General features: G+C 71.6%; 11 protein-coding genes. 2 read left to right on the top strand and 9 right to left on the bottom strand.

Annotation, left to right across the window (positions count from 1 at the left end; all coding sequences use genetic code 11):
• Position 1: 1 nt before the first annotated feature.
• The 5 genes from E1J50_RS07900 to E1J50_RS07880 all read right to left on the bottom strand — a co-directional run bounded on the left by E1J50_RS07900 (position 2) and on the right by E1J50_RS07880 (position 5,064).
• The gene (locus E1J50_RS07900) at positions 2 to 1,036 is read right to left on the bottom strand and encodes an AAA family ATPase (RefSeq protein ID WP_132252216.1); all 1,035 of its coding nucleotides are present in this window, start codon (positions 1,034 to 1,036) and stop codon (positions 2 to 4) included.
• 62 nt (positions 1,037 to 1,098) lie between these two features.
• A complete protein-coding gene (locus E1J50_RS07895) occupies positions 1,099 to 1,389 on the bottom strand; it encodes a methanol dehydrogenase [cytochrome c] subunit (RefSeq protein ID WP_132252214.1) in 291 nt (96 codons plus the stop codon).
• An 84-nt stretch (positions 1,390 to 1,473) separates the two neighbouring features.
• Positions 1,474 to 2,064, bottom strand: coding sequence for a cytochrome c(L), periplasmic (gene moxG / locus E1J50_RS07890; RefSeq protein WP_132252212.1), 591 nt, complete (start codon positions 2,062 to 2,064; stop codon positions 1,474 to 1,476).
• 65 nt (positions 2,065 to 2,129) lie between these two features.
• Positions 2,130 to 3,041 (bottom strand): methanol oxidation system protein MoxJ, encoded by a 912-nt coding sequence (moxJ, locus tag E1J50_RS07885; protein ID WP_132252210.1) that lies wholly within the window; start codon positions 3,039 to 3,041, stop codon positions 2,130 to 2,132.
• 139 nt (positions 3,042 to 3,180) lie between these two features.
• Positions 3,181 to 5,064: a methanol/ethanol family PQQ-dependent dehydrogenase gene (locus tag E1J50_RS07880; protein ID WP_132252208.1), complete on the bottom strand. Its 1,884-nt coding sequence runs from the start codon at positions 5,062 to 5,064 to the stop codon at positions 3,181 to 3,183.
• 359 nt (positions 5,065 to 5,423) lie between these two features.
• Here E1J50_RS07880 and E1J50_RS07875 point away from each other — a divergent pair, with 359 nt between their 5' ends.
• On the top strand, positions 5,424 to 6,275 hold the full coding sequence (locus E1J50_RS07875; protein WP_132252206.1) for a trypsin-like peptidase domain-containing protein: 852 nt from the start codon (positions 5,424 to 5,426) through the stop codon (positions 6,273 to 6,275).
• A 10-nt stretch (positions 6,276 to 6,285) separates the two neighbouring features.
• On the opposite strand, the gene E1J50_RS07870 is transcribed toward E1J50_RS07875, so the two are convergent.
• The 4 genes from E1J50_RS07870 to E1J50_RS07855 all read right to left on the bottom strand — a co-directional run bounded on the left by E1J50_RS07870 (position 6,286) and on the right by E1J50_RS07855 (position 14,503).
• The gene (locus E1J50_RS07870) at positions 6,286 to 7,875 is read right to left on the bottom strand and encodes a PepSY-associated TM helix domain-containing protein (protein WP_132252204.1); all 1,590 of its coding nucleotides are present in this window, start codon (positions 7,873 to 7,875) and stop codon (positions 6,286 to 6,288) included.
• Between the two features lie 10 nt (positions 7,876 to 7,885).
• Entirely contained in the window at positions 7,886 to 10,159 is a 2,274-nt protein-coding gene (locus E1J50_RS07865; RefSeq protein ID WP_245516475.1) for a TonB-dependent siderophore receptor, read from the bottom strand.
• Positions 10,160 to 10,671: 512 nt separating this feature from the next.
• Positions 10,672 to 14,007 (bottom strand): helicase-related protein, encoded by a 3,336-nt coding sequence (locus tag E1J50_RS07860; protein ID WP_425374917.1) that lies wholly within the window; start codon positions 14,005 to 14,007, stop codon positions 10,672 to 10,674.
• A gap of 7 nt (positions 14,008 to 14,014) precedes the next feature.
• Complete coding sequence (locus E1J50_RS07855) at positions 14,015 to 14,503, bottom strand: YciE/YciF ferroxidase family protein (protein ID WP_132252200.1); 489 nt, start codon at positions 14,501 to 14,503, stop codon at positions 14,015 to 14,017.
• A gap of 210 nt (positions 14,504 to 14,713) precedes the next feature.
• Here E1J50_RS07855 and E1J50_RS07850 point away from each other — a divergent pair.
• Positions 14,714 to 15,009: SDR family NAD(P)-dependent oxidoreductase (locus E1J50_RS07850; protein WP_132252198.1), on the top strand; the 296-nt coding region annotated here is incomplete at its 3' end.

Below are 15,009 nucleotides of genomic sequence, written 5' to 3'. Positions count from 1 at the left end.
CTCACGGCGCCGGCACCGTCGCGAACACCGCCCGGCAGAGGTCCGGGACGATCGCGGAGCGGCGCAACTCGTGGACCGGCTCCAGGAAGACGCGGTGGGCCATCACCTCGGGGAAGATTGCGCGCACGTCCTCCGGCACCAGCCAGTCGCGCCCCTCGAGCCACGCGCGGACGCGGGCGGCGCGCACGAGCGCGGCGACGCCGCGCGGCGAGGCGCCGCCCTGGACGAGGCCTGCCATGTCGTCGATGCCGGGGAGCCGGATCCCGGCCGCCTGCGGGCGCAGCAGCGCCTCCCACAGGGCGACGACGTAGGCCTCGATCGCCGCGCTCGCCCGCACCCCGTGCTGGATCGCGGAGGCGATGCCGGCGAGCGCGGTGGGGTCGAGCAGGTTCGGCTCCACCTCCGCGATCAGCGCGTCGGTGTCGTGGAAGCGCGGGTCGAAGACGAGGGCGCGGCGGCTCTGCGGATCGCGCGGCGCCTCGACCGGGATCTCCATCAGGAAGCGGTCGCGGGCGGCGGCCGGCAATTCGAAGGTCTCCTCGCGCTCGACCCGGTTGCGGTCGGCGAAGACCTGGAGATGCGGGAACCGGTATTCCCGGGTGAAGGCGGTGAGGCTGCGCTCGGCCATCAGGCGGAGCAGCAGGGCGTGGACCTGGGGCCGCGCCCGGTTGATCTCGTTGAAGAAGAAGATCGCGAGGTCTTCGGAGGCGCGCAGCACAGGCCCCGGCTCGACCCGCGGGCGCCCGTCCTCGGCGAGGTAGGTGTGGTAGACGAGGTCCGTCGGCATCAGGTCGACGGTGCCCTCGATCCGCTCGTAGGCGCCGCCCATGGCGCGGGCGACCGCGCGCAGGAGCGTCGTCTTGCCGACGCCGACATCGCCCTCCAGCAGCACGTGCCCGCGGGCGAAGATCGCGATGGTGACGAGGCGGATCGCCCGGTCCTGGCCGAGGACCGCGCCGGCCACGGCCCGCTCGAAGCGGGTGGCCGCCGCGCGCCAGTCGGTGAGCATCGCGTCGCCGCGGCGGATGTCGTTCATGGCTCGGGAACTCGTGTCGCGTGCCCCCTCCCCTGGTGGGAGGGGGCCGCCGGGCGGCGCGCTCAGTTCGCGGAGATCTTGGTGACGTCGTACTCGAACTTGCCGGTCTTCCTGGCGTTCTCGATGCGCTTCTTGTTGCGCTCCTCCATGCCCTTGATCGCCTCGGCCTGCTTGCTCAGCTCCTTCGGGTCGTGCTTCGGATCGTATTTCGAGCCGGCGATCTTCTCCGGGAAGCCGGGCTTGGGCTCCCAGCAATTGCCCGGCGCCTTGCACTTGGTGCCGTCGTAGGCCAGCGCCGGCAGGGCGACGAGGGCACCCGCGCCGAGAAGGGCCGCGTAAACGAATGTCCGCATGATGTTTCCTCCGGTCTTGCGGCGCTCCCGCGCCGCGCTGGCGCCGCCCTGTTCCGTTGAGCGCGGCGCGAACTCCCCCTCGGACTAGTTGTCCAGCGGCTTGCACTGGCCTTTCACGTCCTTGGGGAAGGTCTCTCCTTCCTTGTAGGGCTTGTAAGCCTTCTTCTGCTCGTCGTTCAGCCACGCGGCATCGCGCACAGGCCCGGTGTAGAGGTGCCGGATCCAGGTGACGACTTGCAGGATCTCGTCCGGATTGAGGTTCTCGTTGTGCGGCCCCATCATTCCGTTGGCGCCGCCGAAGATCGTCGAGAACAGGCCCGTATCCTCGGTGTTGGCCGGATAGGTCCAGTAATTGTCGTTGAGGCCGGGACCGAGCTTGCCCTCGGCAAGATGCCCGTGGCAGCCCGAGCAGGAGGTGGCGAACAGGCTCTCGCCGTTGCGCAGGCACGACTTGTCGTCGATGTAGGGGTTCCGGCCCGTCTGCAGGAAGGTCTTCACGGCGTCCGTGTCGCGCCCGCCCTCCTTGCCCTGGCCGATGTCGAGGGTCTCCCCGGTGACGGTGTTGCGGAAGACGATGCCGGTCTGCGGGCCGGCGCTCGGCTGCGCCAGGGCTGCGAGGCCGCCCGTGGCGAGGGCGAGCCCGAGAAGGGCGGCGGCGCCCCGTGTGCTGGTCATGATGCTCATCGAACTCTGCGGGAACTCGTCCTGTGCGGGAACTCTGCGGTCGGCCTGCGGGCGCGTCAGTTCGAGGCGGCCATCACGGGCACGCCCTCCTGCTTCAGGATGGCGTCGATCCGGGGCTTGGCCTTGGCGAGCGCGGCGTTGAGCGCGTCGCGCAAGCCCTCGTCGCCGCGGCGCACGCCCATCGCCTGGTCGAAGCTCTGGGGCACGCGCTGGCCGTCGCTGCGCACGGTGTCGTCGGGCACGGGGACCATCCGCAGCGGCGTCTGGGAATCCCGCACGTAGCGGGCGACGTCGGGGGCGAAGGCGACGCCCACATCGGCCTTGCCGCTCGCCACCTCGCCCACCATCCGGGCCGGGTCGATCTGGGTGTACTGGTTGCGCGGCGCGCGGAAGTTCACGAGCGAGTAGAGATAGGCCATGTCCTCCTCGTAGCGGCCGATATCCTTGAGCATCGCCTCGCCGGGCGTGCCGAACCCGACCACCATGTGGCCCACCTCCCTGAGGCGCGGGTCGGCCCAGGATGTCACGTCGAGGCCGCCCTCGGCCTTGGTCAGGAAGACGTAGCCCGAGCGGTAATAGGGCTTGGTGGTCAGCACCCGCGGATCGTCGGCATCGAGGCCGACGACGACGTCGCAGGTGTTCTTGTCGAGCCCGTCGCGCACGAGGTAGATCGCCGGCTTGCCGGACCAGACGAAGACGGCCTTGCGCCCCATCGCCTCGGCGACGGCGGTCGCGATGCGGTTCTCCAGGCCCGACCCGTCCTTGATCGAGAGCGGCGGCTGCTCGGCCGCGCAGATGCGCAGGGTGCCCGCATCCGCGGCCGGCGCGGCGCCGTCCCGCTGCGGCTGCTCTTTCGCCTGCTGTTCCTTGGCCTGGGGCTCCTGCGCGGCGGCCGGCCCCGCGAGACCGAGGGCGAGGAGGAGAGCGGCCGGGGCGGCCGCGCGGAGACGTCGGGTGACGCGCGCCATGGGACTTCGTTTCCTCTGAGGTTCGTCGCGGCGCGGCGGCCGGGGCATGGCGTGCCCGTCTGGCGGCTTCGTCTCGCGCGGGGTGGGACGGGCGCCCCGCCGGTTCGACCGGCGGAGCGCCCCTGACGGCCTTGCGGCCTTACTTCGAGGCTTGGCGCTCGTACTCGCCGACATTCGGGTCGTCGTAGGGACCCTTGCCGTCGAGGGAGAACACGACCACGCCGCCGCCCATCTGGGTGTAGTTGGCGAGCTTCTTGAACGCGCCCACCGCGCCGAGGCCGGCGGTCGGGTCGGCGAGATCGAAGACGAGGCCCACGCCCGGCCAGCCGCCGACGCCGTAATAGATGGCGACGTATTGCGTGCCCTTGTGGGTGTAGGTGATCGGGTAGCCGATCGCGCCCGACGGCAGCTTGTGCTTCCAGAGCAGGTCGCCGTTGTCCGAGTCGCGGGCCTTGATGAAGCCGTCGAGCGTTCCGTAGAGGACGATGTTGCCGGCGGTCGCCGTCGTCCCGCCCCACACGGCGAAGCGCTCCATCTTCTCCCAGTTGAACTTGCCCGTGATCGCGTTGTAGCTCTTGATCTGGCCAAGTCCCTCGTAGTTCTGCCGGTCACCCTTCGGGCCCGGATACATGTTCAGCGTGGCGCCCACGAAGAACTGACCCGCACGGTAGGGCAGCATGAAGGGCTCCCAATCCATGCAGATGTGGTTGATGCCCATGAAGAAGGCCTGACGCTTCGGGTCGTACGAATCGTGGCCCTGGTTGTGGTAGCCCATCGCCGAGGGGCAGATGTCCTTGGCGAGATGGTCCATGCGGGTGCCGTATTCGGGGTCGCGCACCGGCTGGCCGCTCTTGAGATCGACCGACTTGAAGACGTTCACGGTGTCGTCGATCTTGTTGGCCGAGACGAGCGAGCCGTCCGTCCGGTCGAGGGTGTAGACGATACCGTTGCGGTCGGGGTGGGTGAGGAGCTTCCTCAGCTTCCCGTCCTTGTCCTTCTGCTCGGACAGCATCATCACGTTGACGCCGGCATAGTCCCACTCGTCGTGGGGGGTCTTCTGGTAGCCGAACTTGGCCTCGCCCGTGTCGACGTCGCGGCCGAAGATCGTCATCGTCCACTTGTTGTCGCCGGGCCGCATGGTCTCGTTCCACGGCGCCGGGTTGCCGGTGCCGAAGTAGATCAGGTTCGTGCCCGGATCGTAGGCGTACCAGCCCCAGTTCGTGCCGCCGCCGATCTTCCAGGCATCGCCCTCCCAGGTGGAGGTGCCGAGGCCCTTCTGGCCGTAATGGGCGTTCCTGATGTTGAAGTCGGAGGCCAGCAGCAGGTCGGCATCCGGGCCCGTGGCGTAGGCGCGCCACTTCTGCTCGCCGGTCTTCACGTCGTAGGCGGTCAGGTAGCCGCGCACGCCGAGCTCGGCGCCCGAGGAGCCGATGATCACCTTGTCCTTCACGACGTAGGGGGCGATCGTGAGCGTCGAGCCGACCTTGATGTCGGAATTCTCGACCTTCCAGACCGTCTCGCCGGTCTCGGCGTTGAGGGCCGCGACGTTGCCGTCGAGCTGCGTCTTGAGGATGAGCGCCGGGCTCTTGCCGTCACCCGGCCAATAGGCGAGGCCGCGATTGACGAGGTCGCAGCAGGCGACCGCGCGGGCGGCCGGGTTCTGCTTCGGCTTGTCCTGCCAGAGGATCTTGACCGGATCGTCGAGGTCGAGGGCGAAGGTGTTGTTCGGGAAGGAGGTGTGGACGTACATCTTGCCGCCGACGATCAGCGGCGCACCCTCGTGCCCGTTGAGCAGCCCCGTCGAGAAGCTCCAGGCCGGCTTGAGGTTCTTGACGTTCTCCTTGTTGACCTGCGTCAGCTCGCTGTAATTGTTCGAGTCGTAGTTCTTCCCGGGCATCACCCAGTTGTCTTCGCTCTTCGCCATGTCGACGAGCTTGTCGTTGGCGGCGGCGCCGCCCGCCAAACCGATCGGTGCCAGCGCCATCACGGCGAGCACCGAGACCGAACCCAGAAGCCTGCTCATCCTCGCGTCTCCTAGCCTTGCCATTCCGTCTCTCGGCCCTGCGGCCTCGCGGAACCTCGTTCGGGGCGTGAAGCAGGTCTCGGTCTCGATCCGACCCGAAAGCATTCATAAGAAAATATGAAAGATAATCTCTTATGAATGACTTATTACTGCTTCAGCCACCTTCGTTTCTAGGCAGGGAATGCGGTCCTTGTCTTTAGACGGTCGGTCATTTCTGGCTGGGACCATTCGGCAATCGCCCGGAGATATTTGAGCAGCGGCGAAGTCGATACTTGACCGGCCGTCCGCCCGCGCCACAACTCGTCGCAGGATGCCGCCCCGCCCGAAGACGGAGGCGGCGCCTCCAGGGGGATCGGCCGATGCGGACGGGTCGCGGGCGACGGGGCATGGGCGGGAGCGGGCGAAAGGGGGCCGGGCTTCTCCTCGGCCTCCTCGCCCTGGCGCCCGCAGCCGCGGCGGAACGGACCCGGCAGGCGGCCCTCTACCCGCAGGACGCGCGCCGGGAGATGGGCGGGGCCGATCACGCGCGCTTTCCCGGCGCCGGCATCCTGTATTGCCGCCGGCCGGACGGCGTGCCCCAGACGGCCGCGGCGGCCTGGCTCGTCGGGGCGCCCGACCTCGTGGTGCTCAACGCGCACAATTTCCGCGACCGGCGCCTCGACGTGACGCGGCAGGTCGCCGATTGCCACTTCCAGATCGCCGGGCGCAACTACGCCTTCGTGGCCGGCTCGCTCAAGCTCGGCACCGCGCCCGGCGCGACGCGCCTCCACATCACCGACGATTGGGCGCTCCTGCGCCTCGCGGAGCCCGTCCTAGGGGCGCCCGCCCAGCCGGTGCCGCAGGTGCCGGACCTGCCCGTCGGCCCGGCGAGCCTGCCCGTGACCATGGTCTCACCCGCCGGGCACGAGAACTTCCGGGGCGGCAGCAGCCTCGAGGATTGCGTGATCCGGCAGGTCGACCCGCCGGAGGAGGACGCGATCCGCCGGGTCCGGCACGATTGCAACAACGGCTACGGCGGCTCGGGCTCGGGCCTATTCGACGCGTCCGGGCGCCTCATCGCGCTCCAGAGCGCCTCGCTGTCGATGAACTCGCGCCGCGCCTTCGACGCCGAGTTCCACTACGGCTCGGCGCTCCTGTTCGAGGGCGACCTGCTCGCCGCGATCCGGGCCGCGACCGAGCCGGAGAGCGGCGCGCGCCGCACGGGGCCGTGAGGCCGCCCGCTCACTCCGCCGCTTCCGGATAGGCCGCTCGCGCCCGCTCCAGCGGCGGGCGGACAGGCCGAGGCGCCCGGCGGGCCGAGGCGCCGGTGCGGGCGGCCTTGCGGGCGGCCAGCAGCAGGAGGGCGGCGAGGCCGAGCATCGCCCCGTCGAAGACGAGGAAGAGCGCCTCGGGCGCGGCGCCGCCCGTGATCGCCTCCCGCAGGAGGCGGACGCCGTCCGCGGCGGCGACGGCCGCGTAGAGCCCGGCGGCGGCCGCCAGCATCTCGGCCCAGGCGCGCCGCTGCGGCCGGAGCGGAGCGAGCGCCGCGACGAGAAGCCAGGCCCCGAAGAACGCGCCGACTTCCCAGCCGGCCCTGTCGGGCAGGCCGAGGGGCAGGAGGCGGTTCGCCAGGACATAGGCGGCGATCGCGGCCGGCAGCCCCGCCACCGTGGCGATGTTGAGCGTCTGGACGAGCCGCAGCCCGAAGCCGCCCGGCGCCTCGCCCCTCGGCAGCCGCGCGACCGACCAGAGCACGAGGCCGGTCGCCACCATGGCGGAGCCCGCGAACCCGCAGAGGAAGAACAGCAGCCGCAGGGCGGCTCCCGCGAAATGCGCCTCGTGCAGGCCGACCATCGTGGTGACGGTCTTCGAGGCCGGCTGCAGCCCCCCGGCCCGCACCTCCAGCACGCGCCCCGTCGCCCCGTCGAAGGCGACCTGCGGATGCTCGTGCGAGAGGCCGTGCGGCTCCTCGAAGACGGCCACCACCGTGGCGTTCGCGTCCCGCGGGTTGACGATCGAGAGGCGCTCCAGGGGCTCGGGGATCGTCGCCATCGCCTCCCGCACCATCGGGCCGAGGGGGGCGAGGGTCCCGGGCCGGCCTGCGGGCGGGCGCGGCGCGGTGATCTGGCCCGACTCGGCGAAGAAGGCCTGCGCGTCGCCCCGGTAGGCCGTGTTCACGCCCCAGGGCACGTACATCAGCATCAGGGTGGCGAGGCCCGTATAGGTGATCATCAGGTGGAAGGGCAGCGCGAGCACCCCGGTGACGTTGTGCGCGTCGAGCCAGCCGCGCTGGGCCGACTTGTCCCGGCGGAAGGTGAAGGCATCCGCGAAGATGCGCCGGTGCGTGACGATGCCGGAGACGAGGGCCACCAGCATGATCAGGGCGCAGATCCCGACGATCCAGCGCCCCCAGAGCGGGGGCATGTTGAGCTCGAAATGGAACCGGTAGAGGAAGTCGCCGCCGCGCGTGTCGCGCACGGCGGCCGGCGCGCCGGTCTCGGGATCGAGGAGCACGTGCCCCGGCGGCCGGCCGGGGCCGGTGCGCCAGAACAGATCGAGCAGCGGCTTCTCGGCACTCGGCAGGCCGATGAACCACGTCCGCGCCCCGCCTGCATGGGCCTGGAGATGGAGGACGGCGCGCTCGGCCGCCGCCGCCATCGCCTCCGGCCCCGGCGCCGCCTCGCGGCGGAGTTCCGGCCGCATCCAGTGGGAGATTTCGGCCCGGTAGTAGCTCGCGGTGCCCGTGACGAAGACGGCGAACAGCACCCAGCCGACCACGAGGCCCGACCACGCGTGCAGCCACGCCATCGACTGGCGAACCCCCTTGCGCATGCCCGGGCGCCTACCAGCGGTAGCGCAGCGTGGCGTAGACCGTCCGCGGCAGGCCGTAATAGCAGCCCGAATAGGCGAAGCAGCCGGTCACGTAGCGCTCGTCGAGCAGGTTCTGGGCATTGATCTGCATGGTGAATCCCTGCAGCGTCGCGTTGAGGTGCTTCAGGTCGTAGGAGACGACCGCGTCGACGAGGACGCTCTCGGGCACCTGGAAGGTGTTGGCCGGGTCGCCCCAGGAGGGGCCGAGATAGCGCACGCCGCCGCCGATGCCGAGCCCGAGAAGCGGCCCCTCGGTGAAGCGGTAGTCGACGAAGAGGGACGCCGTCTGGTCGGGCACCTGAACGGGGCGGCGCCCGACGAGGGGCACCTGCTGGCGCGTCAGGTCATTCAGCGTGAAGCCGATGTCCTGCGTGTTGCGGATGTCGAGCAGCGAGAAGCCGCCGATCAGGGTCAGGCCCTCGGCGAGGTTCGCCCGCGCCTCGAACTCGACGCCCTGCACGCCGACCTCGCCGGTCTGCAGCACGAAGCCCGGGTTCGCGGGGTCGGTGTTCGTCGCGTTCGAGCGGCGGATGTCGAAGAAGGCGGTGGTGAGCAGGATGTCGGTGCCCGGCGGCTGGTACTTGATGCCCGCCTCGTACTGGTTGCTGGAGATCGGGTCCGGGATGCGCCCGGTCGCGCCGAAGGCGGGATCGAAGATGCGTCCGGCCGTGATCGGCTCGAACGCCTCGCTGTAGGAGACGTAAGGCGCGACGCCGCTGTCGAACAGGTAGAGCAGGCTCGCCCGGCCGGTGAAGGCGTCCGCGGGCACGTCCTGGTTCGCCGTCACGCCGGTGGCGAGCGTCCGCGTCGGGCCGCTCTGCCGGGCGATGTCGTAGCGGCCGCCGAGGGTGAGGACGAGCCGGTCGAACTTCACCTGATCCTGAACATAGACGCCGGTCTGCTCGGCGGAGATCCGGGATTGCGTGGTGAAGGCCGGGAACGGGATGGCCATGTCGTAGTTCGGCGCCAGCGCGTCGAGGGCGGGCGCCGCCGGGAAGGGGCCGGCGAGCGTCCGCGTCTTGATCGTGCGGTGGTCGACGCCGAGGAGCGCGGTGTGCGCGAAGGGGCCGGTGTCGAAATTCGCGACGACATTGTTGTCGATCGTGAAGGCGTCGATCTCGACCTTGGTGCCGCCCCGCGAGCGGCTGATCACCGGGCCGCTCGTGAACGGGCCGTTGAGGTCGCTGAAGGCGGTGAAGACGCTGCGGTAATCGCCCTCGGAATAGAGGTAGCGGCCCGCCGAGTGGAAGCGCAGGTTTTCGCTGATGCGGTGGTCGAGCAGGTAGCCGATCGAGCCCTGCGTCCGGTCCGAGCGCTCGAAGTTGCGGTCGCCGTCGTAGAAATCGACCGGCAGGCGGCCGGTGACGCCGCTCCCGAAATTGCGCGGGAACACGGTGCCGACCGCGGGGAAGCCCCCGTAGAAGCCCGAGAACGGATCGCGCTGGTAATTGCCGATGACGGTGAGCGAGGTGTCGGTCGAAGGCCGCCACGTCAGGCTCGGGTTGATGAAGGCGCGCTCCACGCGGGTCGTCTGCGCCGGGCCGTCGCCGTTCCAGCCGAGGCCGATCAGCCGGTAGGCGAACTGGTCGGCGAGCGGGCCGGCCTCCGCGGGGATCGGCCCGCCGACGTCGAAGCCGCCGCGCACCTCGTTGAAGCCGCCGCCCTGGATGAAGATCTCGCCGTGGCGGACGAAGTGCGGGACCTTGGAGACGAGGTTGACGATGCCGCCCGGACCGGACTGGCCGTAGAGGACCGAGGCCGGCCCCTTGATGATGTCGACGCGCTCCAGGCGGAACGGGTCGACGGTGGGAAAGGCGTCGCGGTTTCCGGGCAGGAGGAGGCCGTCGAGGAAGAGCGGGGCCTGGAAGCCGCGGATGTAGAACTGCTCCAGCCGGGTCGAGCCGGCGCCGCCGCGCTGCTCCGTGGTGACGCTCGGCGTGTAGCGCAACGCCTGGTTGACGCTGAGGGCGTTCTGATCCTCGATCTGCTTGCGCCCGATGACCGAGACCGATTGCGCCGTCTCCAGGATCGGGGTGTCGGTCTTGGTGCCGACCGTGCTGCGGCTCGCCACGTAGCCGGGGACCGGGCCGGTCGGGCCGCCGGGTCCGTAGAGGCCGGCGCCGAGGCTGCGGCCCGCGCCCTCGCCGGTGACGTTCAGCTCGGACAATTCGATGTCGGTCGTCGGCGCGGCCTGGGCCGAGGCCGCACTCGACGCGAGCAGCCCACACGTCGTCGAAAGCAACATTGTGCAGATCGGGCCGGACAACGCCCTGCCGAATGGCGAAGAGACCCTGTTATTCCGGCACCGACGCATTGCCCAAGACCCTCAACGCCACGAAATATCGCACGATCGTGCCGCTTCTTGTCATGTTTGTCGGCGGCATGACTGCGTTGATAGCGTCGTTCCGGCCAGTTCCAACAACTATGTTATGGAATTGTTATAAGTTACTTTGGAGTTGTTCCACGATGAACTAAAACCACCGCTCGTCCGTGCAGGCCGCGAACCCTACCGGCAGGTCCTCGCCCCTCGCGCGCGGGTGAAAGCGGCCGCCCCTGTTCCGCTGCGCAGGGGCGGGCGAGGGCGTCGCGCAGGCGCCGCCTCATGCCGCCCCCGCGGGCCTGCCCCGCTCCGGAAGCCGGGCTGCTGGCGGCCGGTGCCGCCGCGCCGATTTCGACGCGGGGTGTTGCGCCGAGGCCCCGCGGCTTCAGCAACCCGCGGTTGCGGTCTCAGGTAGCGCCCCCGCCTGGGGCCGCGCCTCAGCCGGCGGGGCGGCGCGCGGGTCCGGCCGCGTCCCGCGCGTCCTGAAGGCGTTCGAGGAGCCGGGCGGCGCGCTCGGCACGCTCCGCCGGCTCGGAGGCGCCGCCGCCCGCGACGAGGCGGTCCTCGCGCCGGTCGAGGTCCCCGCAGGCGGAGGCCAGGGCCTGCGCCAGGCCGGGCCGGAAATCCGCCGCCAGTCCCTGCGGGCCGCCCGTCAGGCGCAGGATCCCGAGATCCGCGCAGGAGACCCGGAGCTTCGCGAGCGCGATCAGCGCCTCGACGGGCTCCGGCAGCGGCCCGAACCGGTCCTCGATCTCGTCGCGCAGGGAATCGGCCTCCTCGCGGGTGCGCAAGCGGGCGAGCCGGGTGTGCAGGCTCAGGCGCAGTTCCGGCTCCGGCACGTAGCCCTCCGGCACATGCCCGGCGAGGCCGAGGCGGATCTCGGGCCGCTCCCCGAGGGGCGGCTCCCCGCGCGCCGCGCGCAGGGCCTCGTCGAGGAGATGCTGGTACAGGCCGAGGCCGATCAGCCGGACATGCCCGGCCTGGTCCTCGCCGACGAGGTCGCCCGCCCCGCGCCAGTCGAGGTCGCGGGCGCTCACCGCGAAGCCGGCGCCGAGCCGGTCGAGGGCCTCCAGCGTGCGCAGGCGCTTCTCGCTCGCCGCCGTGAGCGGCCGCTCGGGGTCGCTCAGCATGTAGGTCACGGCCCGGCGCTGGCCGCGGCCGACGCGCCCGCGCAGCTGGTGGAGTTGGCTGAGGCCGAACCGGTCGGGCCGGAAGACCAGCATCGTGTTCGCCCTCGGCACGTCGAGGCCGCTCTCGATGATGTTGGTGGCGAGCAGGACGTCGCCCTCGCCATCCGCGAAGCGGACCATCACCGCGTCCATCTCGGCCGGGTCGAGCTCGCCATGCGCCACGAGGATCTCGAGCTCGGGCGCGATCTCGCGCAGGCGCGCCTCCATCGGCCCGATATCGGCGATGCGCGGGCAGACGACGAAGCTCTGGCCGCCGCGGCGGCGCTCGCGCATCAGGGCCGCCCGTACCGTATCGGGGGCGAAGGGCGCGATCAGGGTGCGGATCGGCTGGCGCACGGCGGGAGGCGTCGCGATGACGCTGAGATCCTGCATCCCGACGAGGGCCGCCTGCAGCGTCCGCGGGATCGGCGTGGCGGTGAGCGTCAGGACGTGCGCCGCGGGGGCAAGGTCGCGCAGGCGCCGCTTCTGCGCGGCGCCGAAGCGCTGCTCCTCGTCGATGACGACGAGGCCGAGATCGGCGAAGCGGACGCCGCGGGCGGCGAGCGCGTGCGTGCCGATCACGAGGCGGACGGAGCCGTCGGCGAGGCCCGCCCGCACGCGCCGCGCCTCGGACGCGGGCACGAGGCGCGAGAGCTGCGCCACCTCGATTCCGAAGCGGGCGAAGCGGCGCGCGAAGGTCTGGACGTGCTGGCGCACCAGAACGGTTGTGGGCGCCGCGAGCGCGACCTGACGGCCGGAGAACAGGGCGCCGGCGGCCGCCCGCAGGGCCACCTCGGTCTTCCCGAAGCCGACATCGCCGCAGACGAGCCGGTCCATCGGTTGCCCCGAGGCGAGGTCGGCGAGGAGGGCGTCGATGGCGCCGGCCTGATCGGCGGTGGGCGCGAAGCCGAATCCCGCCGCGAAGCGCTCCATCTGCCGCTGAGGCGGGATCAGCACCTCCGCCTCGGCCTCGGCCCGCGCCTCGGCGAGCGACAGCATCGTCCGAGCGGTCTGCGCGATCGCCTCCTCGACGCCCCGGCGCCGCCGCTCCCAGGTGCCGCCCTCCAGCCGGTCCAGGCTGACGGCCTCCGCCTCGGACCCGTAGCGCCAGATCCGGCCGGCCTGATGGGCCGGCACCATCAGCACCGCCTCGTCGGCAAAGCGCAGACGCACCGCGTCCTCCGCCTCGCCCTCGGGGCCGGCGAGGGGCTCCACGCCCTCGAAGAGGCACAGGCCGTGATCCTCGTGGATGGCGACGTCGCCGACGCGCAGCTCGATCTCGCCGAGCGGCAGGCTCGCCGCGGCCGCCGCAGGGGTCCGGCCGGCCGCCTGCCCGAGGAGGTCGGCGGCCGCGAAGACCGTGACGCCCGCCTCCGCCACGCGAAAGCCCGCATCGATCGCCGCGTCGAGGGCGAGCACCCGGCCGGGCTCGGCCCGGAGCACGTCGGACCACGAGGACGCCCGCGCCAGCTTGTGCCCGAGGACAGCGACCGCCTCGCGCGCGAGGCGCCGCAGGCCCCGTCCCGTGCCCGTGAGCAGGATGCGGTCCCCGGCCTTCCGGCGCTCGCCGAGCGCCCGGGCGAAGGCGGCGCCCGGCCGCCGCTCGCGCACGAAGGCCGGCCCGGCGGCGTCGCCGTCCTCGGCGGCCTGCGCGATTTGGCGGCGCGCGAGCCAGTCCGACCATTCCTGCGGCGTCAGGTAGAGCCGGTCGGCCCCGCGCGGGCCGGCGCGGAAAGCCTCCCCGGCGAGCCGGCCCGCGCTCTCCAGCCCGTCGCGGATCTGCTCGAAGAAGGCCTCGGCGCGCGCCTCCGCCCCGGCCTCCAGAACGAGACGCGCCCCGGGCACCGAATCCAGCACGCCCGCGAGGGCGGGGTAGAAGCGGGCGAGTTCGTGCTCCTGGCCGGTGAAGGGGCGGAGCGTCTCCTCCGCGCCGGGCTCCAGGATGATCTCGGTGGCGGGATCGACCACCAGCACCTCGGCCTGCGCGACGGAGCGCTGCGAGACGGGATCGTAGGAGCGGATGGCGGCGACGCGACCCTCCTCGATCTCGACGCGGCAGGGCATCGGCGCGGCGGCCGGATAGAGGTCGAGGACGCGCCCGCGCAGGGCGACCTCGCCCGGCTCGTCGACGCGGTCGTCGAGGATGTAGCCGAGCCGCCGAAGGGCCTCGATCGTCGGCTCGGGCGCGACCTCGTCCCCGACCCGGATCTCCAGGCGCGCCCCGGCCCAGGTCTGCGGCGGCGGCACGCGCTGGATCAGCGCCGGCGCCGTCGTCAGGACGATGTCGGGGAGATGGGCCGCATCCGTGAGCCAGCGCAGCACGCCGGCGCGGGCGCCCATCGCGCCGCGCGACGGCGAGGCGCGGTCGAAGGGCAGGCAATCCCATTCGGGGTAGAGGGCGACGCCGCATCCGGGCGCGAGGGCACGGAGCGCGGCGGCGAGCGCCTCGAGGCGCCGTGCGTCGCGGGCGACGTGAACGAGGGGGCGCACCCCCTCGGCGAGGCCGAGCAGGGCGACCGCCAGGGCGCCGATGGGCCGCAGCGGAACCTCCGCCTCCTCGTCCGGGGAGGCGGAGCGCCGGGCGCGCGAAGCTGCCTGTGCCAAAGCCGCGTCAGGCCGCCTTCGGGTTGATGGCCTCCTCGGCGAGGTCCGAGAGCACCCCGTCGGTGTTCTCCTCCTCCAGCAGGGTCTCCTTGAGGAGCGGCTCGGCCTCGGCGAGCCCGAGCTGCTTCGCCCACGCGATCAGGGTGCCGTAGCGGGTGATCTCGTAATGCTCCACCGCCTGCGCGGCGGCGATGAGCCCGGCATCGCCCGCGTCGCTGCCGCCGAATTCCTCGATGATCTCCTGGCCCTCGGCGATGATGCCCTGGATGGCCTTGCAGGTGACGCCCTCGGGCTTCTCGCCGAGGCTCCTGAACACCGCGTCGAGGCGCTTCACCTGCTGCTCGGTCTCCTTCAGGTGGACGCCGAAGGCGACCTTGAGGTCGTCGGCCCGGGCCGCCTCCATCATCGTCGGGAGCGCCTTGAGGATCGCGTTCTCGGCGAAGTACGTGTCCTTGAGCTGGTGCAGGAAGAGAGCGTTCAGATCCGTGCCGGCCATCGTGGGCGTTTCCTCAACCAGAACTTGTACCGCTCTGCAAACCGGACTCCGCCCCGTTCGTTCCGGGCGCTTCGAGGCCCCCGGCGCGCCCCGTCAGGGGCCGCCCGCCCGCGCCGCCGCGGGGGCCGCAGCAAGGCGCCGCGGGGCCGGAACACCGTACGCATCCCTCGGTTGACGCGGCTCAAGCCGAGAGACCGAACGGGACCCCCGATGACCGATCCCCTGAAGAAATATCCCCGCCCGCCCTTCGAGAGCCAGCCGCAGAGCTTCCCCGGCCAGACCGGCCGGATGGCGCCCGAGCCCGACCACGGCGAGGAGAGCTACCGCGGCTCCGGCAAGCTCGCCGGCAAGGCCGCCCTCATCACCGGCGGCGACAGCGGCATCGGCCGCGCGGTCGCGATCGCCTATGCCCGCGAGGGCGCGGACGTCGCCATCGCCTACCTGCCCGAGGAGCAGAAGGACGCGGAGGCGGTCGGCGCCTGGATCGAGAAGGCGGGCCGCCGCGC

It is taken from the genome of Methylobacterium segetis (genome assembly GCF_004348265.1).
Taxonomy (GTDB): domain Bacteria; phylum Pseudomonadota; class Alphaproteobacteria; order Rhizobiales; family Beijerinckiaceae; genus Methylobacterium; species Methylobacterium segetis.
This window is presented reverse-complemented; position numbering and strand designations above follow the sequence as displayed.

Coding starts and splice junctions, on each gene's coding strand:
- E1J50_RS07900 (WP_132252216.1), bottom strand. CDS start 1,036: ATGAACGACATCCGCCGCGGCGACGCGATGCTCACCGACTGGCGCGCG.
- E1J50_RS07865 (WP_245516475.1), bottom strand. CDS start 10,159: ATGTTGCTTTCGACGACGTGTGGGCTGCTCGCGTCGAGTGCGGCCTCG.
- E1J50_RS07855 (WP_132252200.1), bottom strand. CDS start 14,503: ATGGCCGGCACGGATCTGAACGCTCTCTTCCTGCACCAGCTCAAGGAC.
- moxJ (WP_132252210.1), bottom strand. CDS start 3,041: ATGGCGCGCGTCACCCGACGTCTCCGCGCGGCCGCCCCGGCCGCTCTC.
- E1J50_RS07870 (WP_132252204.1), bottom strand. CDS start 7,875: ATGCGCAAGGGGGTTCGCCAGTCGATGGCGTGGCTGCACGCGTGGTCG.
- moxG (WP_132252212.1), bottom strand. CDS start 2,064: ATGACCAGCACACGGGGCGCCGCCGCCCTTCTCGGGCTCGCCCTCGCC.
- E1J50_RS07880 (WP_132252208.1), bottom strand. CDS start 5,064: ATGAGCAGGCTTCTGGGTTCGGTCTCGGTGCTCGCCGTGATGGCGCTG.
- E1J50_RS07875 (WP_132252206.1), top strand. CDS start 5,424: ATGCGGACGGGTCGCGGGCGACGGGGCATGGGCGGGAGCGGGCGAAAG.
- E1J50_RS07895 (WP_132252214.1), bottom strand. CDS start 1,389: ATGCGGACATTCGTTTACGCGGCCCTTCTCGGCGCGGGTGCCCTCGTC.